The 26,489-nt window shown below is 69.7% G+C and carries 26 protein-coding genes; 15 read left to right on the plus strand and 11 right to left on the minus strand.

Translation table 11 applies throughout. From position 1 onward, the window contains the following. The first annotated feature begins 11 nt into the window (after positions 1–11). Both ACSQ2F_RS00950 and ACSQ2F_RS00955 read left to right on the plus strand, forming a co-directional pair. Positions 12–935 carry an alpha/beta hydrolase family protein gene (locus ACSQ2F_RS00950; RefSeq protein ID WP_436018853.1) on the plus strand — a complete coding sequence of 308 codons (924 nt, stop codon included), beginning with the start codon at positions 12–14 and terminating at the stop codon, positions 933–935. A gap of 52 nt (positions 936–987) precedes the next feature. Beyond that, the gene (locus tag ACSQ2F_RS00955; RefSeq protein ID WP_436018855.1) at positions 988–1,620 is read left to right on the plus strand and encodes a DUF2239 family protein; all 633 of its coding nucleotides are present in this window, start codon (positions 988–990) and stop codon (positions 1,618–1,620) included. On the opposite strand, the gene ACSQ2F_RS00960 is transcribed toward ACSQ2F_RS00955, so the two are convergent. Both ACSQ2F_RS00960 and ACSQ2F_RS00965 read right to left on the minus strand, forming a co-directional pair. Next, entirely contained in the window at positions 1,611–1,955 is a 345-nt protein-coding gene (locus ACSQ2F_RS00960; RefSeq protein ID WP_436018857.1) for a GIY-YIG nuclease family protein, read from the minus strand. The genes ACSQ2F_RS00955 and ACSQ2F_RS00960 overlap by 10 nt on opposite strands. Beyond that, positions 1,952–2,311: a DUF2239 family protein gene (locus tag ACSQ2F_RS00965; protein ID WP_436018859.1), complete on the minus strand. Its 360-nt coding sequence runs from the start codon at positions 2,309–2,311 to the stop codon at positions 1,952–1,954. The genes ACSQ2F_RS00960 and ACSQ2F_RS00965 overlap by 4 nt, the downstream gene beginning before the upstream one ends. Before the next feature lie 193 nt (positions 2,312–2,504). Here ACSQ2F_RS00965 and ACSQ2F_RS00970 point away from each other — a divergent pair, with 193 nt between their 5' ends. Then, complete coding sequence (locus ACSQ2F_RS00970; RefSeq protein ID WP_436018860.1) at positions 2,505–3,077, plus strand: histidine phosphatase family protein; 573 nt, start codon at positions 2,505–2,507, stop codon at positions 3,075–3,077. Positions 3,078–3,097: 20 nt separating this feature from the next. Here ACSQ2F_RS00970 and ACSQ2F_RS00975 read toward each other — a convergent pair whose 3' ends face one another. Then, on the minus strand, positions 3,098–4,972 hold the full coding sequence (locus ACSQ2F_RS00975) for a sigma-54-dependent Fis family transcriptional regulator (RefSeq protein WP_436018862.1): 1,875 nt from the start codon (positions 4,970–4,972) through the stop codon (positions 3,098–3,100). Between the two features lie 236 nt (positions 4,973–5,208). Between ACSQ2F_RS00975 and adh the strand changes: the two genes are divergently transcribed. Next, a complete protein-coding gene (adh, locus tag ACSQ2F_RS00980) occupies positions 5,209–6,729 on the plus strand; it encodes an aldehyde dehydrogenase (protein ID WP_436018864.1) in 1,521 nt (506 codons plus the stop codon). A gap of 2 nt (positions 6,730–6,731) precedes the next feature. Continuing rightward, the gene (locus tag ACSQ2F_RS00985) at positions 6,732–7,121 is read left to right on the plus strand and encodes a DUF779 domain-containing protein (RefSeq protein WP_436018866.1); all 390 of its coding nucleotides are present in this window, start codon (positions 6,732–6,734) and stop codon (positions 7,119–7,121) included. 6 nt (positions 7,122–7,127) lie between these two features. Here ACSQ2F_RS00985 and ACSQ2F_RS00990 read toward each other — a convergent pair whose 3' ends face one another. Next, positions 7,128–8,171: an NAD(P)H-dependent flavin oxidoreductase gene (locus ACSQ2F_RS00990; protein ID WP_436018868.1), complete on the minus strand. Its 1,044-nt coding sequence runs from the start codon at positions 8,169–8,171 to the stop codon at positions 7,128–7,130. Between the two features lie 67 nt (positions 8,172–8,238). Next, positions 8,239–9,483, minus strand: a complete 1,245-nt coding sequence (locus ACSQ2F_RS00995) for a DUF805 domain-containing protein (protein WP_436018870.1) — start codon at positions 9,481–9,483, stop codon at positions 8,239–8,241. Between the two features lie 122 nt (positions 9,484–9,605). On the opposite strand from ACSQ2F_RS00995, the gene ACSQ2F_RS01000 reads away from it, so the two are divergent. Then, positions 9,606–10,544, plus strand: a complete 939-nt coding sequence (locus tag ACSQ2F_RS01000) for a DMT family transporter (RefSeq protein WP_436018871.1) — start codon at positions 9,606–9,608, stop codon at positions 10,542–10,544. Between the two features lie 21 nt (positions 10,545–10,565). Here ACSQ2F_RS01000 and ACSQ2F_RS01005 read toward each other — a convergent pair whose 3' ends face one another. Beyond that, a complete protein-coding gene (locus ACSQ2F_RS01005; protein ID WP_436018873.1) occupies positions 10,566–11,852 on the minus strand; it encodes a solute carrier family 23 protein in 1,287 nt (428 codons plus the stop codon). A gap of 163 nt (positions 11,853–12,015) precedes the next feature. On the opposite strand from ACSQ2F_RS01005, the gene ACSQ2F_RS01010 reads away from it, so the two are divergent. Next, on the plus strand, positions 12,016–12,447 hold the full coding sequence (locus ACSQ2F_RS01010) for a VOC family protein (RefSeq protein WP_436018875.1): 432 nt from the start codon (positions 12,016–12,018) through the stop codon (positions 12,445–12,447). A 49-nt stretch (positions 12,448–12,496) separates the two neighbouring features. Here the strand turns inward: ACSQ2F_RS01010 and ACSQ2F_RS01015 are convergent, their stop codons facing one another. The 3 genes from ACSQ2F_RS01015 to ACSQ2F_RS01025 all read right to left on the minus strand — a co-directional run bounded on the left by ACSQ2F_RS01015 (position 12,497) and on the right by ACSQ2F_RS01025 (position 15,468). Further along, positions 12,497–13,147, minus strand: a complete 651-nt coding sequence (locus ACSQ2F_RS01015; protein ID WP_436018877.1) for an amino acid ABC transporter permease — start codon at positions 13,145–13,147, stop codon at positions 12,497–12,499. Between the two features lie 6 nt (positions 13,148–13,153). After that, positions 13,154–13,960: a transporter substrate-binding domain-containing protein gene (locus tag ACSQ2F_RS01020; RefSeq protein WP_436018879.1), complete on the minus strand. Its 807-nt coding sequence runs from the start codon at positions 13,958–13,960 to the stop codon at positions 13,154–13,156. 68 nt (positions 13,961–14,028) lie between these two features. Next, entirely contained in the window at positions 14,029–15,468 is a 1,440-nt protein-coding gene (locus ACSQ2F_RS01025) for an ATP-binding protein (RefSeq protein WP_436018881.1), read from the minus strand. Between the two features lie 145 nt (positions 15,469–15,613). Between ACSQ2F_RS01025 and ACSQ2F_RS01030 the strand changes: the two genes are divergently transcribed. Further along, positions 15,614–15,997 carry a response regulator gene (locus ACSQ2F_RS01030; protein ID WP_436018883.1) on the plus strand — a complete coding sequence of 128 codons (384 nt, stop codon included), beginning with the start codon at positions 15,614–15,616 and terminating at the stop codon, positions 15,995–15,997. A gap of 205 nt (positions 15,998–16,202) precedes the next feature. Further along, positions 16,203–16,394 carry a hypothetical protein gene (locus ACSQ2F_RS01035; protein WP_436018885.1) on the plus strand — a complete coding sequence of 64 codons (192 nt, stop codon included), beginning with the start codon at positions 16,203–16,205 and terminating at the stop codon, positions 16,392–16,394. Between the two features lie 33 nt (positions 16,395–16,427). Here ACSQ2F_RS01035 and ACSQ2F_RS01040 read toward each other — a convergent pair whose 3' ends face one another. Further along, a complete protein-coding gene (locus ACSQ2F_RS01040) occupies positions 16,428–17,915 on the minus strand; it encodes a CHAD domain-containing protein (RefSeq protein ID WP_436018887.1) in 1,488 nt (495 codons plus the stop codon). A 149-nt stretch (positions 17,916–18,064) separates the two neighbouring features. Between ACSQ2F_RS01040 and ACSQ2F_RS01045 the strand changes: the two genes are divergently transcribed. From ACSQ2F_RS01045 to ACSQ2F_RS01070, 6 genes are all read left to right on the plus strand, one after another. Continuing rightward, on the plus strand, positions 18,065–18,922 hold the full coding sequence (locus ACSQ2F_RS01045; RefSeq protein WP_436018889.1) for a cysteine hydrolase: 858 nt from the start codon (positions 18,065–18,067) through the stop codon (positions 18,920–18,922). A gap of 33 nt (positions 18,923–18,955) precedes the next feature. After that, entirely contained in the window at positions 18,956–20,143 is a 1,188-nt protein-coding gene (gene pncB, locus ACSQ2F_RS01050) for a nicotinate phosphoribosyltransferase (protein WP_436018890.1), read from the plus strand. A gap of 10 nt (positions 20,144–20,153) precedes the next feature. After that, the gene (locus tag ACSQ2F_RS01055) at positions 20,154–21,854 is read left to right on the plus strand and encodes an NAD+ synthase (RefSeq protein WP_436018892.1); all 1,701 of its coding nucleotides are present in this window, start codon (positions 20,154–20,156) and stop codon (positions 21,852–21,854) included. A 6-nt stretch (positions 21,855–21,860) separates the two neighbouring features. Continuing rightward, positions 21,861–22,934 carry a bifunctional nicotinamide-nucleotide adenylyltransferase/Nudix hydroxylase gene (locus tag ACSQ2F_RS01060; RefSeq protein ID WP_436018894.1) on the plus strand — a complete coding sequence of 358 codons (1,074 nt, stop codon included), beginning with the start codon at positions 21,861–21,863 and terminating at the stop codon, positions 22,932–22,934. 61 nt (positions 22,935–22,995) lie between these two features. Continuing rightward, entirely contained in the window at positions 22,996–23,706 is a 711-nt protein-coding gene (locus tag ACSQ2F_RS01065; RefSeq protein ID WP_436018896.1) for an NUDIX hydrolase, read from the plus strand. 129 nt (positions 23,707–23,835) lie between these two features. Beyond that, positions 23,836–24,579 (plus strand): IclR family transcriptional regulator, encoded by a 744-nt coding sequence (locus ACSQ2F_RS01070; protein WP_436018898.1) that lies wholly within the window; start codon positions 23,836–23,838, stop codon positions 24,577–24,579. 113 nt (positions 24,580–24,692) lie between these two features. On the opposite strand, the gene ACSQ2F_RS01075 is transcribed toward ACSQ2F_RS01070, so the two are convergent. Then, positions 24,693–26,486 carry a hypothetical protein gene (locus ACSQ2F_RS01075; protein WP_436018900.1) on the minus strand — a complete coding sequence of 598 codons (1,794 nt, stop codon included), beginning with the start codon at positions 26,484–26,486 and terminating at the stop codon, positions 24,693–24,695. Positions 26,487–26,489 lie beyond the last annotated feature (3 nt).

Raw genomic sequence — 26,489 nt, forward strand, 5'->3', positions numbered from 1 at the left:
GGGACGCTGCCATGAACCCCACTCCTCCTGCCGACGGTCCTGCGCCCGAACTTGTCGACATCGCCTGCGCCGACGGGCAGCGCCTGCGCGGCCACTTCATTCCCGCTGCTGGCGACTGCGGCGGCCTGCCGGTGCTGATCTCTCCGGCGACCGGCGTGAAGCAGCACTTCTATCTGCGCTTCGCCCGCTGGCTGGCGAACCAGGGCCACGACGTGCTGGTGTTCGACTACCGCGGCATCGGGCTTTCGCTCGAGGGGCCGCTGGCCCAATGTCAAGCAACGCTCGCCGAGTGGGGACAGGTGGACCAGGTGGCCGCCATCGACTGGCTCCTGGCACGCAGCGGGGCGCAGTCGCTCGTCCTCGTCGGACACAGCGCCGGCGGGCAGATGATCGGCCTGCTGCCCAACCACCGGAGAATCGCTCGCCTGGTGGGCGTGGCCGCCTCGACCGGATGGTTCAAGGGCATGCGTCGCTCCTTCGCCTTGAAGGCTCACCTCGGGCTGCGCGTCCTCGTGCCGCTCGGCATTCGTCTCAAAGGTTATGCGCCGACGGCCGCGCTCGGCCTGGGCGAGAACCTGCCGGCCGAGGTCGGGCGGCAATGGGGCGAGTGGTGCGCCGCCGGCGGATATGCCACCAATGCCGTGCGAGGTCGTCCCGAGCAGGACTTCCATGCGCAGGTCACCTCGCACGTCACGGTCCTGCATGCGGAGGACGACGACATCGCCACCCCGGCCACCGTCGCCGACCTGTTGCGCACCCTACCGGCCGTGACGAGCGAGGTGCTGCAGGTCGAGCCGCGCGCGCACGGTTTGCGCGGGCTCGGGCACCTCGACTGGTTCAGGCAATCCCATCAGGCGGTGTGGCCCTTGATGGCCCGGGCGGTGAGAGGCGAGGCCTTGGTCGCGTCCGGGTCCGCCGCGGCGCTGGTGCGTTGACGCAACAATAGAGCCGGGTAAAAATAGTGCACCCTCCCGCTCGGTGAAGCACATGCCTCCTCACGCCCAATCCTCCTGCATTGCTTTCGACGGCCTCCGTCGCATTGCCATCGGGCCCCTCGCAGAGGTGGCCGCCCAGACCAAGCAGGCGATCGACGCAGGGGCGAAAGGCCCGGTCCTGATCTTCGACGACATGACGAGCGAGCCGGTGGAACTCGACTTCCGCGGCACGGTGGCCGACGTGGTGGCACGCCTTCCCGCTGCACCCTCGTCGTCGGTGGAGGTGCCGGCGCAGGCGCCGGCGGTCGACATGCCGCGGGGACGCGGTCGTCCCCGGCTCGGGGTGGTCGCGCGCGAGGTGACGTTGCTGCCTCGGCACTGGGACTGGCTCGCCTCGCAGCCCGGCGGCGCGTCGGTCGCCCTGCGCAAGCTGGTCGAGGTGGCACGTCGCACCCATGCCGCGGCCGATGGGGCCCGGCAGTCCCGGGAGTCGGCCTATCGGTTCATGTCCGCGATGGCCAGCGGGTTCGACACCTTCGAGGAAGCCTCGCGCGCCCTGTTCGCCAAACAGGGGGCTCGCTTCCAGGATCTGGTGCGGGCCTGGCCCGTCGATGTCCGCCAGCACGCCCTGGCGCTCGCGCTGGCTTCCTTTGCCGCCGAGGCGGCGCCGGAATCTCAGGAATAGAGCTCGGCGTTGCTGCCGGCGCGCCACGCCGCAAAGCGGGCTTCAAGGGCCGCCACCGGGTCGAAGCCCGGATCGTCCCGGGGTTCGATCCGCTCCAGCACCTCGAAGGTGAATTGCGCTTCACCGTACTGGCGCCAGTCCGCCATCAGGTCGCGATGGCGGTGCACTCCGCGCTGCAATTCCACGCGATGCCGGTTGATGGCGGCGGTGAGGTTCAGGCTCGTGGCTACCAGCAGCCGACCGGTGACCCGGTTGCGGATCGCGAAGAGCCCCATCGGCGGTGGCGTCAGCTTGTAGGCGAGCTTCAGCGCCTTGCGCCGCTCTGGGCTGGTCACGACTTTTCCTCGGACGACCACGCCGCGGCCGCCAGCGCGGCCGCGCGGGTGCGGACTTCCGAAGGCCACGTTGCCGTGTGGTGAGTGAAGTCGGCAGGCCGCCCGGCATACAGCGCACGCACGGCGTCTTCGAAGCCGGCTCGGTCACCAGCCGCGTCACGCAGGTAGGTGTAGCAGCCATCCCGGGCCGACGCCCGGCGCTGGACGCCCTGCGGATCGCGACGGGCCTCATCGATCATTCGCCGCAGCGTGGCGCTGGCACTGCGGGGCTGAGTGCGCAGCCATTCCCAGTGGCGGGGGAGCAGGCTGATGCCCTGCGTGTCGAGGGTGGCGACGGGTGGAAGGGTCTCGGTCATGGTCAATGGTCCAAAGGGTCTCATTTTCACCCGGATAAATAAACCCCGCAATTAAATCCGGGTTCATTTGTCGCCTATCTTCCGGCCGAAGAAGCTCGATGCCCCTCTGACGAACCGGCGTCCGCACCGCTGCCACACTGCCTGCCCTGGAACGTTCGTCTGGCGAACGTGCCGTTCACGGCGAGAGGTCACCATGAAGCGTCGTTCAGTTGTTCTGGGTTCGCTGGGCGGGGTCCTCGCCGCGACAGTGCGCGCGCAGGCATCGGATCAGGCGCTTTCGTTGCTCCGGCAAGGCGGCGTGGTGCTTGTCATTCGGCATGCACTGGCCCCCGGCAACTTCGATCCCCCCGGTTTTCGCCTGGGTGACTGCAGCACCCAGCGCAACCTCAGTGACGAGGGTCGGGCGCAGGCCCGCGCGCTCGGCGAGCGCCTGCGCGCGGCGAGTCTCGTGCCGGCCGCCGTGAGGTCGAGCCCCTGGTGCCGCTGCATTGAAACGGCTGAACTCGCTTTCGGTCGGGCCGAGCCCTGGGCCGCCCTCGGGTCGCCACGCGGTGGCGTGGAAGTCACCGGTCCGGAGCCGCTCGCGGCGCTTCGCCAGGCCGTGGTCGCAGCAGCCCGTCAGAAGGGGCGCTTCGACGTCTGGGTCACTCACATGTTCGTGCTCAGTGCCCTCCTGGACACCCATGCCGACTCGGGCGAGGGCCTCGTCCTGGCGCCCGACTCGCGAGGCAAGGTTGCAGTACTCGCCCGATTGCCGGCCGCTTGATGCTGGCGCAGCTGGAAGGGTCAGCCGTTGCGCCGCTGCGCGAGGTGCCGGTACACCGTGCTGCGGTGGATGCCCAGGCGCCGTGCCGTCTCGGCGACCCGTCCGCCGCAGGATTCGAGCGTGCGGGCGATGGCCCGTGCCGTCAGGTCGCCGAGCGGCACGGCCACTGAGGCACCGCCGTCCTCCGCGCAAGGCGGCGTGGCCCGCACCTCGAGGGCAGCGCCTGTCGCGACAGGGAGCAGCGTCACCTCCGTCACCGTGCTCCCCGGCGTGGCCAGGGCCGCGGCCGTGCGCAGGCAGTTGAGCAACTCGCGCACGTTGCCGGGCCACGGCTGCCGGTCCAGCAGGTCCAGCGCCTCGGGGGCGAGGCGCAGCCCGTGCGCCCGGCCACCGACGTCGGCGAACAGCTGCTCGATGAAGGCGCGCCGGTCGGGTCGATCACGCAAGGCGGGCAGGGCCACGCAGTAGCCGGCGATGCGGTAGAGCAGGTCACTGCGGAAGTCGCCGCGCGCGGCCAGCGCAGGGAGGTCGCAGTGGGTTGCGCAGACGAGGTCGAAGTCCACGGCGATCGCCCGCCCTCCGCCGAGCGGCGTCACGCTGCGCGTCTCCAGCACCCGCAGCAGCCGCGTCTGCATGGCCACCGGCATGTCGCCGATTTCGTCGAGGAACAGGACACCGCCCTGCGCCTCCCGGATGCGCCCGGGGATGCCGCGGCGGCGTGCGCCGGTGAAAGCGCCATCCTCGTAGCCGAACAGTTCGGCCTCGATGAGCGACTCGGGCAAGGCCGCGCAGTTGACCGCGACGAACGGGCCGCTGCGGCGGCGCCCGCTGCGGTGCAGCCGCTGCGCGAAGACCTCCTTGCCCACCCCGGTCTCACCCGTCACGAGGACCGGCACGCCGGCGTCCGCCACCCGCACTGCCGGCCCGAGGAGCGCGTCCAGCGGGTCGGTGACCGGAGATGCAGGCGCGGCCGCCGGCGCTGGCGTGGGCCGCATCGACCGATGGACCGCAGCGCCGGTATCGATGGTGGCCACCATGGACCGGCCTCCCGGCAGCGTGATCAGCACGCCACGCGGGTCCATCCGGGACCACGGGCGGCCAAGCACTTCCTCGACCGGCCGGTCGAGCAGGGAGTTCCAGGTCTCGCCCAGCAGGGACAGGCCGACGCTGTTCGCAGCCACCACCCGCCCATCCACGACGGCCAGGACTCCCTCTCTCGGCGTTCCCAGCAGGGCCGGCTTGAGGTGGAAGCGCAGCAGCTGACCCGGCGCCGATCCCACCAGCAACCGGTGCTCGATCTGCCGTGCCGCCATTCGCACCAGGCCGAGCGCATGCAAGTCCAGGCGAGCCGGCTCGCCCGACATGTCGAGAACGCCGGCCACCGAGCCCCGTCCATCGAAGATCGGTGCGGCAGCGCACGCCAGGATGGCGTTGCCGTCGAGGTAGTGCTCGCCACCGCGTACCGCCAGTGCTGCACGCTCGACGAGCGCCGTGCCGATCGCATTGGTGCCCCGGGCCCCCTCGGACCAGTCGGCTCCCGGCCGCAGGGCCAGTCGTTCGGCCTTGGGAACGAAATCGGTGCTGCCCACCTCGTCGAGGATCACGCCTTGCGCGTCGCAGATGACCGCGACACAGCCGGTTTCGGTGAGGTGCTCGGTCAGGCCGTCGAGTTCCGGTTGGGCGCAGGCCAGCAGGGTCCGGGCGCCGTCGCGGCGCTCCCGCACGACGGTGGTCGCCATGGGCACCCACAGGTCCGGGTCGGGCCCCGCGGTCTGGCAGCGCATCCACGAGCGGGTGATGTGAGGCGGCAGCACGCCTTCCGGTGCACGGCCCTGCACAAAGAACATGTCGCGGGCCTGCTGGACCTGCGACACGCTCAGCGCGATGTCGGACATGGCATCTCCTCGGTGTCGCACGGCGCTCGCCGCATGCGACGTTGTCGCGCCCGCCATGTCGCAGCCTGCGACACCCCGCACTCGGGCGCCGTCGGTGCGGCCGGGGATTGCCAGTGTGCGCCCGGGCCTCGCCCCGTCACAGCCCACCCCGGGAAACTCCCAAGGTTTTCGGGCCCGGCGCTTGCGCCGGAAGGGGCGCCGCCGTCGCGGCACATCCCTGCAACCTGGAGAGACACATGGACATGATGGAACCCGGCAAGTTCGGCCTCGCGGTGCCGTTCAAGAAGCGCTACGCCAACTTCATCGGCGGCCAGTGGGTGGCCCCTTCGGGCGGCGCCTACTTCGAGAACATCACGCCCGTCACCGGAAAGGCCTTCTGCGAGATCCCGCGCTCGACGGCAGACGACATCGAACGCGCGCTCGACGCTGCCCACGCCGCCAAGGTGGCCTGGGGCAAGACGTCGCCGGCCGAGCGCGCCCAGGTGCTCAACCGCATTGCCGACCGGATGGAGCAGAACCTCGCCATGCTGGCCACGGCCGAGACCTGGGACAACGGCAAGCCCATCCGCGAGACCATGGCGGCCGACCTGCCGCTCGCCATCGACCACTTCCGCTACTTCGCCGGATGCGTGCGCGCGCAGGAGGGCGGCGTGAGCGAGATCGACCACCAGACCTATGCGTATCACTTCCATGAACCGCTGGGTGTCGTGGGACAGATCATTCCGTGGAACTTCCCCATCCTGATGGCGGTGTGGAAGCTGGCGCCGGCCCTCGCGGCCGGCAACTGCGTCGTGCTCAAGCCCGCGGAGCAGACGCCGGCCTCCATCCTCGTGCTGATGGAGCTGATCGGCGACCTGCTGCCCCCGGGCGTCATCAACGTCGTGAACGGCTTCGGGGTGGAGGCCGGCAAGCCGCTCGCATCGAGCAACCGCATCGCCAAGATCGCCTTCACCGGCGAGACGACCACCGGCCGGCTCATCATGCAGTACGCGAGCCAGAACATCATTCCGGTCACGCTCGAACTGGGCGGCAAGTCGCCGAACATCTTCTTCGAGGACGTGATGTCCAAGGACGACAGCTTCCTCGACAAGGCGCTCGAAGGCTTCGCCATGTTCGCCCTCAACCAGGGCGAGGTCTGCACCTGCCCGTCGCGCGCCCTGGTGCAGGAGTCGATCTACGAGCGCTTCATCGAGAAGGCCATCCAGCGCGTGGCCGCCATCAAGCAGGGCAGCCCGCTCGACCCGCAGACCATGATTGGCGCGCAGGCCTCGAACGAGCAAATGGAGAAGATCCTCTCGTACCTCGACATCGGTCGCCAGGAGGGCGCCGAATGCCTGATCGGAGGAGAGCGGCAGAAGCACCCCGGGGAACTGGAAGGCGGCTACTACGTGAAGCCGACGGTGTTCAAGGGCCACAACAAGATGCGCATCTTCCAGGAGGAGATCTTCGGCCCTGTGCTGTCGGTCACCACCTTCAAGGACGAGGAAGAGGCACTTGCATTGGCCAACGACACGCTCTACGGGCTGGGCGCCGGCGTGTGGAGCCGTGACATGAACACCGCCTTCCGCATGGGCCGCGGCATCCAGGCCGGCCGCGTGTGGACGAACTGCTATCACCACTATCCAGCCCATGCGGCCTTCGGTGGCTACAAGCAGAGCGGCATCGGGCGCGAGAACCACAAGATGATGCTCGACCACTACCAGCAGACGAAGAACCTGCTGGTGAGCTACAGCGACAACCCGCTCGGGTTCTTCTGAGCATGGAAGCCGCCGAAGGGACCGGCGTGCTGCAGGTCGCGGCCACGCCGGCGGCGCTCGAACTCATCGAGCGCATGGTGGCGCGGCACGGTCCGGTCATGTTCCATCAGTCCGGCGGCTGCTGCGACGGCAGCTCGCCCATGTGCTACCCGGCCGGCGACTTCATCGTTGGCGACCGGGACCGGCTGCTCGGGCACATCGGCGGGGCGCCGTTCTACATCAGCGGGCCGCAGTTCGAGTACTGGAAGCACACCCAGCTGACGATCGACGTCGTGCCGGGCCGGGGCGGCATGTTCTCGCTCGAAGGGCCCGAGGGCCTTCGGTTCCTCACCCGCTCGCGCCTGTTCACCGAGGCCGAGTGGGCCTGGCTCGAGGAGGCAGGGCGGGTGTAGCCCCGTTCAGCCCGTGAAGCCCGCGATCAGTTCGCGGGTGAGTGCGGCAGCCCCGATCGGTTTGCAGCCGGTCGGGTTCTGCCCGCTCCACAGCGGCGAGAAGTCGCCGCTGCCCTCGGCCTCCGCCTTGGCGCGCAGGGGCGCCAACGCTGCCGTTGCCGTCGGGAAGGGAGGCGCCTCGGGCGAGAGCGGCCCCAGTTCGCGCATCAGCCGGTTCATGATGCCGCGGGCCGGACGGCCGGTGAACAGCGTGGTCAAGGCGGTGTGACGTGCCGCCTCGCTCTGGAGCGCCCGACGGTGCGGCGGGCTGGTGAAGGCCTCGTCGCACAGCATGTACGACGTGCCCACCTGCACGCCGGCCGCGCCGAGCCGCATCGCGGCCGCCACGCCCGCGGCATCGGCGATGCCACCGGTGGCGATCACCGGAACACGTACGGAACGCACCACCTGGGGCAGCAGCGCAAAGGTCGGCACCTGGGTGGTGAGGTCGTCGCTCAGGAAGATCCCGCGGTGTCCGCCGGCTTCCAGCCCTTGCGCAATGATCGCGTCCACGCCGCGGGCTTCCAGCCAGAGCGCCTCGTCCACGGTGGTGGCTGAAGCGAGGATGCGTGCGCCCCACTGGCGCACGCGCGCCAGGAGCTCGGCCGAGGGCAGGCCGAAATGAAAGCTCACCACGCGAGGGCGGAAGGCCTCCAGCAGCCCGGCCGACGCGTCGCTGAAGGGCAGTCGCCCGGCGCCGGCCGGGATGCTGTCCACGTCGAGGCCGTATGCCGCGTGATAGGGACGGAGCGTGTTGCGCCAGCGTGTCTCGCGGGCGGCGTCCGGCGCGGGAGGCGTGTGGCAGAAAAAGTTGACGTTGTACGAGTGCGGCGTGGCGGCCGAGAGGGCGGCGAGTTCGCGCTGCAGGGCCTCGGGCGCCAGCATCGCGCAAGGCAGCGAGCCAAGAGCGCCCGCATTGGAAACGGCCGCTGCCATCGCGTGGCCCTGGATGCCGGCGAGCGGCGCCTGGATGAGCGGGTGTTCGATGCCGAGCAGTTCGCGCAGTGACATGGGCCGACCTGGAGAAGCGGAGTTCCGAAGCCTACCCGAACCGGCGCCGCCGGCAGCCGCGCGGCGGTCAGCGCGCCCGGGAGTCGATGGCTTCGCAGGTGGCCATGCCGGGCCGCCGGTACCTCTCGCAGTTGTCGATCGCCGCCGCCACGGCGCGTTCCAGCGACGGAGCGCCCGCGCTCCAGCCCCAGGGCCCGGAGGGCGACATGGCGAACGCCTTGAACGGTGGGGAGGCGACGTAGGGTCCGTAGAAGGCTTCAGCCGCCGCAGCCGAGGGCAGTCGTGCGTGCATGGCCGGCTCGCTCTCGTCACCGCCCTCGGCCAGGGCCTCTTCGCCGGCGGCCTCGACCATGAGCTGGGTCGCATCGGCCAGCGCGTCCGGCAGCGTGAAGGTCATGCACAGGCCGGAGATGGCCACCGCGGCCAGCAGATGAAGCCAGCGTCCCCGGCGTGCGGGCTCGCCGTGGTCGTTGTCACCCATCGAGCCCGGCACGAAGGAGACCACCAGGGCCCCGGCGGACCCAACCGTGGGCACCAGCATCAGCACGCTCCACCAGCCGCTGGCATTCAGGTCGTGCAGGCGCAGCACCGTCATGCGCAATGAGCTGAAGAGAAAGACCAGCAGCCCGACGCCGAAGAGGGTCCACCGCCCGCTGCCTGGCTTCATCAGGGCGAACACGAGCAGCAGGTAGAGCATGAGCAGGACGAGGGTGCCGCCCGTCCAGTACACCAACCGACCCATGCGGCCGGAGAACCCGAGGCCCCACAGGCGCGGTGCGTCGGTCCCGTCGTGGGTGGGCGGCGGCGTGTCCTTCAGGGACTTCAGCTTGTGCCGCGCTTGAAACTGCGCCCGGCGCGCCGCCCGCTCCGTTTCCAGGGCTTCCTGCCGATGGGCGATCGCCATCGGCATGTCGGTGGCGCAGTTGCGGCAGAGGATGCGTTTGGGCTGGCGCTCGCTGCAATTGGGGCAGACGATCTCCTCGACATCGGAGGTGAGCGGAGGGCCGAAGACCGGTGCTGCGGGCGCGGTGGCCGCTGCCATGGGCGAAGCCGGCGTGGTTTGCACCGGCGGGGGCGCCAGGGCCTCGACGTGCAGCCGCGCGCCCAGACCCGCAAAGAGCTTCACGTAGCGCTGCGCCTCGTCGGGCGCGATGGCCCGCTTCAGCACGGTGCGCGGCGTGGCGAAGAGCCGTTCCGTGCCCTGGTCGTCGAGCTTGAGCTTCTCGCCGATCCGTCGGCGAACATCGTCCGCTCGAAACCCCTCCAGCACCTCGCCACCGAAGACGAGCTGCACCTGCGTGGCGGTGGTCATGCCGACGCCCTCCCGATCCGATTCTTGTTGTTGCCCCGAGGGCCCGCGGCATCCTACCGCGGCCCTGCGCGACGCAGGCGTGACGCAATGCCCATCGGCGGCTGCATTGATAATCGCCCCCCATGGGTTGGGGAGTCTTGTGCGGCGTGCTGGCCGGTGCCTTCTGGGGCACCGTCTTCATCGCGCCCAAATGGCTGGCCGCGTTCTCGCCCTGGGAGCTGGCCTTCGGGCGCTACCTGGCCTATGCGGCCGTCGCGGGGCTGACCCTGCTTCCCACCTGGCGCGGCACCTGGCGCAAGGTCGACGCGGGCGACCTGCGGGCGATGCTCCGCCAGGGCGCGGCAGGCAATGTCGTCTACTACGTGCTCCTCGGCTACGGCGTGCAGCTCGCCGGCGTGACGCTCACCTCGCTCATCATCGGCGTGCTGCCGTTGAGCGTGACGCTGATGGGGCGGCGCGACCACGGCGCCGTGCCGCTGGCGACGCTCAAGTGGCCGCTGCTGGTCGTCGCCGCGGGCATCGCCTGCATCAATGCCGACCTTTTCCTGCACCAAGGTGATGCCGGTGCGGCGTCCATCGGTGCCCGGCTGCTCGGGGTGCTGTGCGCGGCCGGTGCCCTGGCCTGCTGGACGTGGTACGCCGTCGACAATTCGCGCTACCTGAAGCGGGTTCCGAAGTTCTCGAACCGGGAGTGGTCCGCCCTCTACGGGCTCTCCAGCGGCGTGCTGGTGCTGCTGGCCGGTGGCCTTTGGGCCCTGGCCGGCGGGCGGCCCGCTCCGGCTTCGGAAGTTCGCGACCCCGCGGTCTTCTGGGCCGTGTGCCTGTTCCTGGCCGTCGGCGCTTCGCTGGTGGGCAACCAGTTGTGGAACATCGCCTGCAGGCGCGTGCCGGTCACGCTCTCCGGCCAGCTGATCGTCTTCGAGACGCTCTTTGCGCTGGCCTACGGTTTCGTGCTGGCCGGTGCCATGCCGCGGCCGCTCGAGTGGGCGGCCATGGCGCTGCTGGCGGTGGGCGTGGCCTGGACCGTGCGCCTCCATGCGGTGGACGAGCCCGCCCACTGAAGGACGGGCGTCACGCCGGCTTCACGCGGGCGTCGAACGCCGGCCGCGGAGCACCTGGTACAGCAGGATGGCGCCGAAGGTGGCGGTGCCGATGCCGCCCATCGTGAAGCTGCCCAGGCGCAATGACAGGTCACCTGCGCCCGCAGTGAGCGCGATGCCCGCCACCAGCAGGTTGCGCGGCTCCGCGAAGTCCACGCGGTTGAGCACCCAGATGCGCCCGCCCGTGGCCGCGATCAAGCCGAACACCACCAGGGCCAGGCCGCCGATCACCGGGCCCGGGATGGTGAGAATGAGGGCGCCGAACTTCGGCGAGAAGCCGAGCAGCAGGGCCACGCCTGCGGCCACGACGAAGACCAGCGTCGAGTAGATGCGGGTCACGGCCATCACACCCATGTTCTCCGCATAGGTGGTGACGCCGGTGCCGCCCCCCATGCCGGAGACGGCCGTCGCCACGCCGTCGGCGATGAAGGCGCGACCGATCAGGGGATCGAAGTCCCGGCCCGTCATGGCCGCCAGTGCCTTGACGTGGCCGAGGTTCTCCGCCACCAGGATGACGGCGATCGGTGCGATGAGGACCATCGCCGAGGCCGAGAATTCGGGGGCGGTGAAGCGCGGCAAGCCGAACCAGGCGGCCTGGCCGATGCCGCTGAAGTCGATCGGTTTGCCGTAGCCAAGACCGTTGGCCCCGAGCGCATAGACCGCGTAGCCGAACACGGCGCCCAGCAGGATGGGCAGGCGTCCCACGGCCCCTCGACCATTGACGGCCACCAGCCCCACGGCCAGCGCCGTCAACAGACCGACGAGCGTGTCGAAGGTGGAGGCCGAGACGCTCTTCACGGCCACGGGCGCCAGGTTCAGTCCGATGGCCGCGACGATCGCGCCGGTGACGACCGGCGGCATCAGGCGTTCGATCCAGCCGGTGCCGAAGGCCTGGACCAGCACGCCGATCAGCGCGTACAGCACGCCCGCCGCCACGATGCCGCCCAGCGCAAGGCCCATGTTGGCGTTGGGGCCGCTGCCGGCATAGCCCGTCGCGGCGATGACGACCGCGATGAACGCGAAGCTCGACCCCAGGTAGCTGGGCAGCCGCCCGCCGGTCATCAGGAAGAAGATCAGCGTGCCGATGCCGGAGAAGAACACCGAGGTGTTCGGGTCGAAACCCATCAGGATCGGCGCCAGTGCCGTGGAGCCGAACATGGCCACGACGTGCTGGATGCCCATCACGACGGTCTGGGGCCATGGCAGGCGCTCGTCGGGCGCGACGTCGCCATGGGTCTTGAGGGTCCAGCGGGGGAAGAAGGATGTCATCGGCGGTGAATAGCAAGGGCGGTGCCGGATTGTGCGACGACTGCACCCCTTCGCCCGCTCGCTTGTCGATATGGACACTGTCCACATGCTCTGCTATTGTTTGTGGACGTCGTACACAAAACACGACGACCTCGCTGTCATCCATGTCTCACCAGGAGTTCCCATGCCGACCCAGCTGTTCGTCAACCTGCCCGTGCGCGACCTCGATCGCTCAGTCGCCTTCTTCAAGGGGCTTGGCTACACCTTCAATCCCCAGTTCACCGACGAGAACGCCACCTGCATGGTGCTGGGCGAGAACAACTTCGTGATGCTGCTGGTGGAGAAGTTCTTCCAGACCTTCACGCCAAAGCCGGTGGCCGATGCGCATCGCGCGACGGAGGTGTTGTTGTGCGTGTCGGCCGAGAGCCGCGAGGCGGTCGACGCGCTCGTGCGCAAGGCCGTGGCCGGCGGCGCCACCACGCCGCGCCCGCCGAAGGACTACGGCTTCATGTACCAGCACGGCTACCAGGACCTCGACGGCCACCTGTGGGAAGTGATGTACATGGACCCTGCCGCCGTGCCTGCGCACGCATGCGCCGAGACCGCCGAGGCCTGAACTGTGGCGGGCGGCCTGGTGGCAGGGCGCCCGCCAGGCCGGCAGCCGCTCAATGCGGGAACGCCAGCCTTCGCTCCATGTGCCGCTGCAGGCGCTCGAAGGCCAGGCTCAGGCCCCAGTAGATGCCGGCCGCTGCAAGGTAGAGCGGGAAGGGCTGGAAGGTGGTCGAGATGAGTTCCTTCGTCGCCAGCATCAGCTCGGTCACCGCGATCACCGAGATCAGCGAGGTGTCCTTGATGAGGCCGATGAGGCTGTTCGACAGACTCGGCACCGCCATGCGCAGGGCCTGTGGCGCCACCACATGGCGAAGCGTCTGGGTGCGGGTGAGACCGAGACTCGCGCCGGCCATCCACTGCCCTTCGCCGATGCCCAGCACGGCGCCGCGCAGGCTCTCGGACAGGTAGGCGGCCACGTTCAGGGTCAGCGCCAGCACGCCCGCCGTCGTCGGCGTGAACTCGAGCCCCACTGCGGGCAGGCCGTAGTAGATGAAGAAGACCTGCACCAGCAAAGGCGTGCCGCGGAAGAGGCTCACGTACACCCGGGCGAGCGGTTCGAGCCCGGGCAGGCGCAGCACCCGGATCAGCGCGATGACCGCGCCGAGGGCCAGGCCCAGCACCATGGCCGCCGCGGCGAAACCCACGGTCAGCAGCGTGGCCCGCAACAGGACGGGCGCCGCCTGTTCGAAGAGCGCGAAGTCCATGGGGTCTCAGGGCGCCGCGGGCGGCTGGCTCACGTCGCGGCCGAACCACTTCATCGAGATCTTTCCGAAGCTGCCGTCGGCCTGGATGTCGGCCAGGGCCTTGTCCAGGGCCTCGGCGAACTTGGGGTTGCCCTTGCGGAAGGGAATGGCGTTGCGCTCGACCGGGCCCAAAGGCGCACCGGCCTTCACGGGCAGCCGGGTCTTTTCAGCCAGGTAGGGAATCAGCAGGCTGTCGTTCAACGCCACGTCGATGCGGCCTGCGGCCAGGTCCTGGAGGTACTCCGGCGCACCGGGGTACACCCGCACGTCGGCCCCGGCGATGCCGCGCGCCAGGGTGGCGTAGTTGCTGCCCTGGCCCACGCCGATGCGCTTGCCGCGCAGGTCTTCAGGGGTGGACAAGCGGCGGGTCTCGTTGGCGCGCACGATCAACTGGGCGCTGGAGACCACGTACGGACGCGTGAAGTCAAAGGTCTTGCGTCGCTCGTCGGTGGCGGCCACCTGGTTGACGATGACGTCATAGCGCCCTGCCTGGAGGCCGGCGAGGATGGCGCTCCACTCCGTGGTGGAGAAGGCGGCCTTGACGCCCAGCTTGGCGGCCAGTGCCTCGGCGATCTCCACATCGAAGCCCGTCAGGCGGCCTTGGGCATCCTTGAAGTTGAACGGGGGGTAGGTCCCTTCGACCGCCACGCGCAGTGTGCCGCGTTCGCGAACGTCGTCGAGCAGGTCGGCCGCCTGCGCTGCGGCCCCCATGACGAGGCCGGCCATCAGGGCTGCCAGGCGAGCGGTGAGCGAGGTGGATCGGGTGACGGGCATCGTGAGCCTCCAGTGAACGGGAAAACGCGTGATGGTGCCACCGGCCGCGCGCCGCCGGTGGACTGGGGTCATGCCGTCTCGGGTGGAGCCGGTTCGGTGAGCGGCGATTCGGGCGCGGCAGCGGGCCCGACCCGCTCGAAGGGAAACTCGGCCCGCAAGGTGGTGCCCTGGCCCGGGGAGGTCTGCACGGTCATTGCCCCGCCCAGGGATTCCACCCGGAACCGCATGCCCGTCAAGCCGTGGTGCCCCGGCCGTGGCCGCAAGGAATCGAAACCCTGGCCGTCGTCCTGCACGGCCACCACGACCTGCTCCGAGTCGTGGCGCAGGGTGACCTCGACGTGCGACGCGGCCGCGTGCTTGCCGATGTTGGTCAAAGCCTCCTGCACGAAGCGGTAGACCGCAATCTCGGCGCCGGGGGCCAGGCGCACTTCGTCAAGGGCCGTGTCGATCGGGACATCGAGCCGGGCGCTCATGTCGGTGCACAGACCTTCGAGCGACACCTTCAGGCCGAGGTTCGCGAGCGCCGACGGTCGCAGGTCCTCGACCACGCGGCGCTTGAAGGCGATGCCATCGTTGAGGGACTTGCCCATGTGGTCGAGCCGCTCGCGCAGGTCCGGTTGTTCCCCGATCTTCATGCGCAGCCGCGCCACGTCGAGCTTGAGCGCGGTCAGCAAGCCGCCCAGTTCGTCGTGGAGTTCGCGGGCCAGGTGCGCCCGCTCGTCCTCGCGCGCGGTCTGGAGGTGGCGCGCCAGCTCGCGCAGTTCCGCGGTTCGGCGCTGCACCTCGTGGGCAAGGCGGGTGCGCTCGCTGGCCAGCAGCGCCTGTTGCTGCGTGCGTTCGGCGTCCTGCAGCCGGATCTGGCGCATGAAGACGAAGAGTCCGAAGACGCTGGCCACGGCCAGCGCGCCGACGCCCACGCGGTTGACGAGCAGCGCCTGGTCGAGGCTGCGGCGCGATGCACCCTGGAGGCGGCTCGTGTGCCGCAACTGGTCATGCAGGGCCAAGCGCAGAGCGGTCATGGGCTCGCGGGAGGCGGGGTTCCTGAGGCGGGCGATGGCCTCGTCACGACGGCCGTCGCGCGCCAGGGTGAGCAGCGCGTCCCCTTCCGACAGTGCCGCGTCCGTGGCGGAGACCAGATCGTCGGCCGTCGTGCGGCCGTCCTCGCCGAGGCGGCCGAACTGCGCGACCATCGCGTCCCGCGCGGCAGGGATGGCCGCTCGGGCGGCATCACTGGTCGCCCGGTCCGCAGGGTCTCCGGTGAGCAGCCAGGTTCGTTGAGCGGCCTCCGCCTCGCTCATGCGCTGCAGCAGGCGGTCCGACGCAGCGCGGGCTTCGGTCCAGTCCATGGCGCCGCGCATGGTGGCGGTCGCCCGCTCGTAGGTCAGTTCGCTCACGATGAGCAAGGCCGCGGCGGCGAGCACCAGCGCCGGAAAAGCAAAGCGCCGGCGCAGCCAGCGTTCGGCGATGGCCCTGGGAAGGTCGACCCGGTTGTGCAATGCGTCCCGCATTCAGTTGATTTGTCGGTTTGTGGCGGGGTTAAAGTCGGTCCCCAAAAGCGAGACAGCGTGCGGCCGGCGCCGCCGATTGTCAACATGCGCCCGCCGGGCGCCCAAGGCCGGGAGCAGTTCAGTGGACAGCGGAGCAAGCGGGGCATTGAGGATCCTCGTTGCGGATGACAGCCGGGACGCGGTCGAAAGCCTGGCCATGCTGCTCGAGTTCGAGGGGCACACCGCCACCGTGGCCCATGATGGCGAGGAGGCCTTGTCGATGGCAGCCATCGAGCCTCCCGACGTGGCCATCCTCGACATCGGCATGCCGGGCACCAGTGGCTACGAGGTGGCGCGGCGAATCCGTGCGCAGCCCTGGGGCCGTGCGATGCTGCTCGTAGCGGCCACGGGTTGGGGTCAGGAAGAGGATCGCCGCCGCGCCCTGGAGGCGGGCTTCGACCGGCACCTCATCAAACCGATGGACGTGACCGAACTCGCCCAGTCCCTCCCCCGATGGCTCGAGGACAAGCGGGCCGCGTTGGCCGGCTGACCCGCACACGGGCTGCACCTCGACAGCAGCACCGAGTTGACCACCGACCCGAGCAAGAACCAACGCGTCATGACGGCCGGCCGGGTCCAGCGTCAAAGCGCCGGCCTGCCGTGAACCGTTGCGCTCACGGCGTCGGGCCGCGCGGCCGGTCATCAGCTTGACACGTGTCACCAGCAGAATCGCTCGCGCCATCAAGGAGTGAGCGATGACCCGGTACCCGACGACGACTGCCTCCGCTTTTTCCGAGCGCCGCCCCGGACGATGCCGTCGCAGCGCCACCTACCACCGCATGGCCGCAGCGTCCCGCGGCATGCACACGGCAGGCACGGGCCGCGCCTCGGTGTGCCCCACGCGCCTGTCCCTGCTGCAGCGCGCGCTGCACACCTTCGGACTTTGAGCCGCGTCGGCTCGCCGGGCGCCGGCGCTTGTCTCACCAGTACGGTTCGGCCCGCGCCAGCCGCTTGAGCACGGCGGTGCTGGCTGCAACTCCGGCCTGTTGCCGGGCGCCCAGCCATCCCACGGCGAACCAGGCCCGCGGATCGTCCGTTGCTGCGGAGCGGTACAGCGCGCTGGCGACCTGGATGTCGGTCAGCTGGCCCAGGGTCTGCTTCGCTGCTTCGAGTCGCCTGAGGTAGCGGCGCACTTTTTTTCCGGGATACAGCGCCGCCACGAATTCCGTGATGTCGGCCAACCGCTTCACGCGACGCCGCAGGCGATGGCGCTCCGCATCGTCCAGTTCCTTCGGATGGCGGGCGGCGCGCCTGACCTGGCGGTGCCATCGCGAGAGCTGCCCGGCGAGGGCATCGATCGCTTCGGCATGCGCGGCGCGCTTGGGGTGGGGGACCGCGGACCCATCGGCGACGGCATCGGGACGAAGCTGGAGCGCCAGCAGGGCCAGCACCGCCCGGGTGAACTCGGGCGCCCGCAGCACCGATGCGGCCGACGGACCTTGAGGCAGGGGCGGCAGGTCCACGGCCGGCCCGCCGGCTTGCGCGAGCAGGGGCGACCACGAAGCCGCGACGGCGTCACGGTCACGCAGACCCGACAAGCCGTGATAGGCGTCCGCCAGGGCAGCGAGGCACGCCGAGCCGACCCCGCCGTGAAGCACCTCGGCAAGGCGCAGGGCATGGCGCAGCCGACGCAATGCCACGCGCACCTGGTGCAAGTGCTCGGCCGAGGCGGAGCCGCCCGCCACTTCGGCGACATTCGGAAGCAGGTGGCGCAGGCCTTCCTTCACCAGGGCCTGGACCAGGGCGGGGCCGTCCGGACGCGCGATCAGGCGCACGGGCGCCGCATGCGTCGGCGTGCTGCCGGGCTCATTGCGCGCCAGGCGGTCTCCGCGCTCGGCCTTCGACCGCACATCCAGCCAGAGCCCATGCCGCGCCACCCAGTCGGAGGCCGCCTGGATCACGCAGCGCGGGTCGCCGTCGACGAGTTCGATCTCCAGTTCATGCACCGGCCATTCGCGGTCCTCGGCGGTGATGCGGCCGATGTCGAGCGCCAGTTCCACGCGCCCCTCCTTCAGTCGCAGCACGCGGTGCGTCCGTTCGATGTCGGTGCGGAACAGAGGCACCGGCGTGGCGTCACGCAACGCGCGGCCGATCAGCGCACCAGCGGGTGTGCCGTCATGCCGGGCGAGGTCGAGTGCCGGTGGCTCGCCATCGGGGGCGGCCGAAACCGGCACGTTGTGTTCGTGGCGGACCATGGCATGCGGGTCCCCCGCCTTGGCGGTCTGGACCCAATGGTCGCCCTCCAGCCGCATGCGCACCGCGATGCCGGCCGCGGCGAGCCGTCGATCGGGCGTGTCGAAGTAGACGGCCTGCAATCGGGTCAGGTGGGCACCCTTGGTGGCCACGGCGCTTAGCAGCGCGCTTCGGGAAGCATCGGGCACCTGGAACTTGAGTTCGATCTCGGTCATGGCGGCTCAGGCTGGGGGATGAGGCACTGTACCGCCGGCCCCGGGCGCGGGGCTTGCCCACGTCGCGTGCGAATGACCGTGCGCAGCGCAAAGATAAGTGGCACTGAACAACTTATTGGTTAAACTGCGATTGCCAACCAGGAGCCTTCATGTCGCTTTCGACCCAACTGCTCATCATCGATCCCCAGAACGATTTCTGCGACCTGCCGCCGGGCTGGTGTCCGGCCGACCCGCTCCGCGACGGCACCGTGGCGCCCGCGCTGCCGGTTCCCGGTGCCCATGCCGACATGCTGCGCCTGGCCGACTTCGTGCGGGCAACGGGCGAGCAACTGGACGAAATCACGGTCACCCTCGACAGCCACAACCGCCTCCATATCGCCCACCCGACCTTCTGGCAACGCGGGGACGGTGCCGACGTGCAGCCGTTTACGCCGATCACGGCGCGGCAGGTCAGGGGAGGGCAGTACCGACCGCGTGACCCGCAAGCTCTGGCCCGGGCGCTCGACTACCTCGATGCCCTCGAATCGCGTGGCCGCTACACCCTCATGGTGTGGCCGGTGCACTGCGAGATCGGCAGTTGGGGGCACGGCGTCCACCCGGCCTTGCGCGCGGCCTACAACGAATGGGAAGTGCGCGAGCTCAAGGTGGTGCGCAAGGTGAGCAAGGGTTCCAACCTGTGGACCGAGCACTACAGCGCGCTGCAAGCCGAAGTCCCTGATCCCGCCGACGCTGCCACGCTTCTGGACCGGGCCCTGCTCGCCGCGCTGGACCGCGCCGGGCGCCTGCTCATCGCCGGCGAAGCCGGCAGCCACTGCGTGAAGGCGACCACCGAAGACCTGGCCGATCACCTGCCGGGCGGTGCGCCTGAACGCCTGGTGCTGCTCACCGACTGCATGAGCCCGGTGAGCGGCTTCGAGCGCCAGCACGATGACTTCCTGCGGCGCATGGCCGAACGGGGCGCACGGCTTGCCACCAGCGCCGAGGTCCTGCAGGAACTGCTCGGCTGACGCCGCCGCCCACCGGAGCCCGACGGAAATTCCATGACGCCCATCATCCACAGCCTGCTCGACACCGACCTCTACAAGTTCACGATGTGGCAGACCATGCTGCACCGGCATCCGCAGGCGCAGGCGGAGTACCGCTTCGTGTGCCGCAATGCCCCGGCCTGGCCGCTGGCCGAACTGCTGCCCGAGGTGAACGCGCAGCTCGACCACCTGTGCTCCTTGGCCTTCACGGAGGAAGAACTCGCCTACCTGGCGGGCCTTCGCTACATCAAGTCCGACTTCGTCGACTTCCTGCGCATCTTCCGCTTCCAGCGCCGCTTCATCCGGGCGGAGGCGGACGGCGACACCTTGCGCATCGTGGCGCAGGGACCGCAGGTCCATGCGATGGCATTCGAGATCTACGTGCTGGCGATCGTCAACGAGCTGTACTTCCGCCGCTTCGACCAGACGTCGGCGCTGGCCGAGGGACGCCGCCGGCTCGAGGCCAAGATCACGTTGCTCGAGGGCCTCGGAGCCGAAGCGACACGCCGCCATCCGTTCGAGTTCTTCGACTTCGGCGTGCGCCGTCGCTTCTCCCGCGCGTGGCACCGGGAGGTGGTGGACACCTTGCAGCGCCGGGCGCCCACCTGGTTCAAGGGCACCTCCGACGTGCGGCTCGCGCAGGAGTTCGGCCTGGTGCCCATCGGCACCATGGCGCACGAGTACCTGCAGTCCTACCAGGCATTCGACGTGCGGCTGCGCGATTTCCAGCGCTTCGCCCTGGAGAACTGGGTGCAGGAGTACCGGGGCGACCTCGGCATCGCCCTCACCGACGTGGTCGGCATGGACGCCTTCCTCGCCGACTTCGACCTGTATTTCGCCAAGCTCTTCGACGGGCTTCGGCATGATTCGGGTGACCCGGTGGCCTGGGGCGAGAAGGCGTTATCCCACTATGCCCGGCTGCGCATCGATGCCAACACCAAGCGCCTCGTGTTCTCGGACGGCCTCGACCTGCCGGAGGCGTTCCGCCTGTACCGTCACTTTGCCGACCGGGTGCAGCTCGGGTTCGGCATCGGCACCCACCTGAGCAACGATGTCGGGCTCTCGCCGCTGAACATCGTGATGAAGCTCACCCACTGCAACGGCCAGCCCGTGGCCAAGCTGTCGGACAGCCCGGGCAAGACGCTGTGCGAGGACGAGACCTTCCTGGCCTACCTGCGGCAGGTCTTCAACGTCAGAACCTGAAGGAGCTCCCATGCTGAACATCACCGTGGCCCAGCTGAACTACTTCGTCGGCGACATCGAGGGCAACACCCGCAAGATGATCGACGCGGCCCGCCGTGCGGCGCTCGACGGCGCCGAACTCGTCGTGTTCTCCGAACTCTCGCTCACGGGCTACTACCCGGGGGACCTGCTCGACGAGCCCGGCTTCCTCAACCGCGTCGAGGCCGGCCTTGCCGCCTTGCTTGAGGCGTCGCGCGAGATGCCGGCACTGCACTGGGTGTTCGGGGCGCCGCTGCAGCGCGAGGGGCCGGGCAAGAAGCTTCACAACGCGCTGGTTGTCCTCGCGGGCGGGCGCCAGGTCGCGCAGTACGCCAAGCAGCTGCTTCCGACCTACGACGTCTTCGATGAGCACCGTCACTTCTCACCCGGTCCGGACGTTGCCCGCGTGCTGCGCATCGGCACCAATCAGGTCGGTCTGATGATCTGCGAGGACGGCTGGAACGACGAAGGGCAGGACTACCTCGTCAACCCCTTCGCCCGCATGGCCGATGCGGCACCGGACCTCATCGTCTCCATCAACGCGAGCCCGTCCAACGTGGGCAAGCGGGAGCAGCGGCATGCGGTGTTCGGGCAGGCCAGCACCCGATACGGCCTGCCCCTGCTCTATGTGAACCAGGTGGGTGGGCAGGACCAGATCGTGTTCGATGGCGCGTCGTTCGCGGTCGAGCCCGGGCGAGGGGTGACCTTCGAAGCAGAGCGCTTCGTCGAGCACGTCAGTACCCTGCGTTTCGAGAACGGCGCCTTCCTCGCGCGCGATGGCAGTGCCCTGCCGCCGGTCAATCCCAAGGGGCTGGAGCCCTCCGCCTTCTACCGGGCGCAGATCGCGCTCGGGCTGCGCGACTATGCGCGCCGCTGCGGCTTCCGGCAGGCCGTGGTCGGGTCGTCCGGGGGCATCGACAGCGCGCTGACCCTCGTGCTGGCCGTGGACGCGCTCGGCGCGGAGAACGTCGAGGCGATCACCATGCCGTCATCCTTCTCCTCGGCCGGGTCGGTCGATCATTCGGTGCAGCTGTGCGACAACCTCGGCATCCGGTTGCACCGGCATGCCATTGCGGAGTTGGTCGAGGGCTATGCGCGGGGTTTCGAGGCGACCTTCGCCACCCCGCTGCGCGGACTGCCGCTCGAGAACCTGCAGGCGCGCATCCGCGGCACCATCCTGATGGAGCATTCGAACCACTTCGGGCACCTGCTGCTCACGACCGGCAACAAGTCCGAGATCTCGGTCGGCTACTGCACGCTGTACGGCGACACCAACGGCGGGCTCGGCTTGCTGGGCGACCTGTACAAGACGGAGGTCTTCGCCCTGGCACGGCATGTCAACGAGGTGGCCGGACGCGAGCTGATTCCCCAGGCCGTCATCGACAAGCCGCCGTCGGCCGAACTCGCACCCGGCCAGCAGGACACCGACAGCCTGCCGCCGTACCCCGTGCTCGACGAGATCCTCAAGATCGAGATCGAGGGCAACCGGCTGCCGGCCGCGGAGCGGGCGGCGGCGCAGGCTTTCGTCGATCGCCTTGTCGAGCAGCCGGAAGGCCAGGCGCTGGTGAAGCGCGTGCGGGCGATGATCGCCCGCAGCGAATACAAGCGCCGCCAGTCGCCTCCCATCGTTCGCGTGCGGTCGCGCGCCTTCGGCAGCGGGCGCCAGATGCCCATCGCCGCCTTCCACGTCTGAGCGTCCATGAGCCCCACACCCTCATCCCCTTCCACGCTGGCCACGCCGTGCGACGTGGCCGTGCTCGTCGGCCGGTTCCAGCCCTTTCACCTCGGCCATCTGGGCCTGCTGCACCATGCCTTGCGGCTCGCGCCCCGGGTCGTGGTAGTGATTGGATCAGCCCACCAGGCGCGCTCCCCCAAGAACCCCTTCACCTGGCGGGAGCGAGCGGAGATGGTCCGGCTGGCGCTGGACGAAGCCGACCGCGCCCGCGTCGACTTCCTGCCCGTGCGTGACCACTACGACGAAGCCCGCTGGGTCGCGGCCGTGCAGACTGGCGTGCGGGCCCAGGTGGGCAATTCCGCAGCCGTCGCGCTCGTCGGCCACTTCAAGGATGCGACGAGCGACTACCTGCGCGCCTTCGTCGGCTGGCAGGTGGTGCCGCTTCCTCGCGTCGGTCTGGCCGACGGCACCGGCGTGCGCGATGCCGTCTTTGGCGCGGCGGGCCATCCCATCGATGCGACCCTCGCGGCGCTGGTGGACCAGGCGCCCCCCTCCACGCTCGACTTCCTGCGCGCCTGGGTCGCCTTGCCGCACTTCGAGCCCTTGGCGCAGGAGTGGCGCGCCATGCGCGACTACCGTGCGTCCTGGGCGGTCGCGCCCTATCCGCCGGTGTTCGTGACGGTCGATGCCGTGGTGCGCTGCGGGAAGCGCGTGCTGCTCATCCGCCGAGGCCAGGCGCCGGGCAAGGGCTTGTGGGCGTTGCCAGGGGGATTCATCGAACAACGGGAGACGGCCTACCAGTCCGCACTGCGCGAACTGAGTGAGGAGACCGGCCTGCAACTGCTCGGTACCGCCATGCGGCAGGCGCTGAAGTCCGTGGCCGTGTTCGACCACCCCGACCGCAGCCAACGCGGTCGGACCATCACGCACGCGCACTACTTCGACCTGGGCGAACGCGAACTGCCCGAGGTGCAGGCGGCGGACGACGCGGAGGCGGTGGACTGGGTGCCCATCCACTCGCTCACGGCGATGGAAGACCAGTTCCACGACGACCACTTCCACATGCTGGACCACTTCCTCGACCTCACGGCCGACTGACGCCATGCCAGCAGCAGGATCCAGGCGGCGCTCGGGCGCTCCGCCGACCGACGCGGGGGAGATGCCCGACTTCCCACGCCCGCTCACCACCGTCGACCTCGTGATCTTCACGGTTCGGGATGATGCGCTCCAGGTGCTGCTGGTGCGCCGTGCCGAGGCGCCATTCGCGGGCCAGTGGGCGCTGCCGGGTGGTTTCGTCGACATCGACCTCGACGCGGACCTGCAAGCGTGCGCACGGCGCAAGCTCCACGAGAAAGCCGGCGTGCAGAGTCCCTATCTGGAGCAGCTTGGCAGTTGGGGCGGTGCGCGGCGTGATCCCCGCGGCTGGTCGGCCACCCATGCCTACATGGCCCTCATCCCGACCGAGGGCATGGCGCTGCGGCATGGGGCCAATGCCTCGGACGCCGCCTGGTTCACGGCCGACGAGCTGCTGGCCGGCACCGGTGGCGCCCACCCCTTGGCCTTCGACCATGCCGGGATCGTGCGAGCCGGCGTGGAACGGCTGCGCGGGAAGGTGGAGTACACCTCGCTGCCGGCCTTCCTGCTGCCCGAACCCTTCACGCTGCCGGAGTTGCAAGGGGCCTACGAAGTGGTGCTGGGCCGGCCGGTCGACAAGAGCGGCTTCCGGACACGCATACTCGCTGGCGGGTTTCTGGTCGAGGCGGGGCTCGTTCCGCGCGGGAGCCGCCGACCGCCCATGGGTTACCGCCTGGCGAACCGGGAAGCACCGGTGGTGTTTCCCCGCACCTTCAGCCCGCGCGGCGCTGGTTGAGAGCGGACTGGCGACGGCAGCGCATCAGGGTGTGTCCCGAGGGAAGTGGAGCGCCGCGTCTGGCATTCTTGATTTTTGGACACCCGTTCACTCTCCGGAGCGGACGCAACCTTCAAGCCGGACGGTGCCATGCCCAAGACCCCTCTCGATGTGACCTTCGTGCCCGGAGACGGCGTGGCTGCCGTCGATCGCGCGCTGACCATTGCCACCGCCCTGGCGCAGGCCAATGCCACGCTGACGCTCGCCGAGCTTGCCCGCGTCACCGGCATGTACAAGAGCACGCTGCTGCGGCTCCTGGCCTCCTTGCAGCGCAGCGGCCTGGTGGTGCACCGGGCGGACAAGCGCTACGCGCTCGGGCCCCAGGCGTTCCTGTTCGGACGAGCCTTCGACCAGACCTATGGTCTGCGCGAAGGCATCCACCCGGTGCTCGAATGGCTGGTGGAGCACGGCACCGAGAGCGCCTCCTTCCATGTCATCCACGGCAAGGAAACGCGGTTGTGCCTGTTCCGCATCAACTCCAATCATTCGACGCTCGACCACGTGCGCGAGGGCGATGTGCTGCCGCTCGACAAGGGCGCGGGGGGCCGCGCCTTGCTCGCCTTCGCCTCGCAAGGCGCCTCGACGCCTGCGCCGCTGGTGTTCACCTCGTTCGGCGAACGCGACCCGCTGTGTGGCGCGGCGGCCAGCCCGGTGTTCGGACCCTCGGGCCTGCTGCTTGGCGTGCTGTCGTTGTCAGGCCCGCTGGAGCGCTTCTCCGAACTGGCGGTGCAACGCATGAGCGGCCTGCTCGTGAACGCTGCTGAAACCGCGACGCGCTCGCTCGGCGGCCAGTGGCCCGGACAGGCCCTGCAGCTGGATCGTCGACGCGCCTGAGTTCCTTGCGGCCGTTCGGGTGGGCGGCCTTGGATCTTCCCCGTGCACGTCCGGGGGCAGGCCGACGCAGGCGCCATGCGGGCCGGGTCGGGAGACGCGCGACCGGCCGCGTCTCAGGTGGGCAGGGCCGCGCCGCACCGGGCGCAGAACTTGGCCTCCGAGCTTGCCGCGGCAGCACCGCACTGGGTGCAGTGGCGTGTGATCGCCGCTTCGCTGCCCCCGCTGCCGCCGCCGTCTCCGGTGAGCGCCGCGGCGATGTGCTGCTGGTGGGCCAGCAAGGCGGCGTTGGGCGCACCCAGCGCCTGTTCACCGGCCTGCAAGGTGGCGAAGCGGGCCTGGTCCTCGGCCGAGCCGGGCGTGACCAGCACGCTCTGGCCACGTGCGAACTGGGCGAGGTGAGCGGCGAGGGCCTTGGCCTCGCGCTCGGTCGAGAACATCGCCGTGACCTGCCGCTCGGCGTCCTTGCCGAACACCACCGATTCGATCCGGGCGCGCCAGACGCGCAGGGTCATGGCCTCCGTGCGCACGACGTCGTTCTCGGTGTTGAGCCGGCTCGTGAAGTTGTTGCCCGTGCCCACCCGCGAGGTCTGCCAGTTGCCGGCCATCTCGACCCACACCAGGACCGACTCGAAGTTGAATCGGCCCCAGAGCCGACCGGCCGACTGGAAGCAGAAGGCGGCGACGAAGGCCAGGATGACCGCGCTGCCGAGCGGTGACAACCGGCTGACGGCTCCCCCGGCGAAGGCCTCGAAGCCGCGCACGAAGTGCAGCGCCAGCCCGACGGCGATGCAGACGAGGACGAGGGCGTAGAGGTCCAGCAACAGCACCGTGCGGTGACGGCGGCCGGCGAGCGCCTCGGCAAAGGTGGGCGGCTTGGTGCCGGAGACCGGCAAGGGCTGCGTTTCCTCGAACAACTCGCCGGCGAAGCTGCCCGACGGGGTGGACGCGGGGGTGAGGGGCTCGGTGCGCGCGTACCGGCGGTTGGGAATGCGCTCGGTCCATTCGTCCTGCAGCGTGCGGTCGAGCTCATCCATCAGGGAGGCCGGTGGCGCGTTCATCGACAAGCGGCCCTGCTCCACGCTGGCCCGTGTCTGCGGCGCGGGGTCCACCTGCGCGAGCACGGCGGCCATGGCCAGGCCGCTGGCCACGAGCGCGGTGCCGAGCATCACGAAGGTTTGGGTGTTGAGCGAGAACCCACCCGTCGAGGGCAGCGATGGCGCGACCAGGGCGACCAGCACCGGGCCGACGATCGCGCCGGCGATCAGCGTGACCAGCGAGGCCGTGCTCACGCGAGCGCGTTGCTGGCTCAACAGCGGCTTGAGCAGGAAGAACAGGCCGAAGGCGAAGTAGAGGAAGCCGATCCACGGGCGCGTGGTCTCGTCGCCGAAGAGCCACCACGAGATCAGGAAGCTGATCAGGGTCGCGGTGATGGCGGCGAGGTTGAACACATGCCGGCGGGCGAGGTACTGCACCTCATGAGGCGCGGTAATGAGCGCGGGCGAGAGGTGGTAGAGCAGGCCCTCGACCGCCCCCTGCGGCTCGGGGTACGAGATCCCGCCCTGGCGCAGCATTTCCTTGAGCGCTTCCGCCGCGGCGGAATTGCCCACGGCACCGTTCGGGATTTCGGGTGCCAGGGAACTGGGCCGCCCTCGGCCGAAGAAGAAGCGCAGCCGTCGCGCCGCCGTGGCGGCGCAGGCGAGGCCCGCCACCAGCAACAACACGCCGGCCAGCAAGGGTGCCACCGTGCGGCCGAGCGACTGCGCCTGGACGGCGTCGCGCGCCCACCAGAGGGCGACCACGCCGGCCACGACGAGCACGGCAGCGCAGAACCACAGCAGGCGATTCTGCAACTGGTAGGGGTTGGGCAGTTCCAGCCGCTTCGATTCGGAGCTGTAGTCGTAGGCCATGCG

Source organism: Rhizobacter sp. LjRoot28 (assembly GCF_964253025.1).
Taxonomy (GTDB): Bacteria; Pseudomonadota; Gammaproteobacteria; order Burkholderiales; family Burkholderiaceae_C; genus Rhizobacter.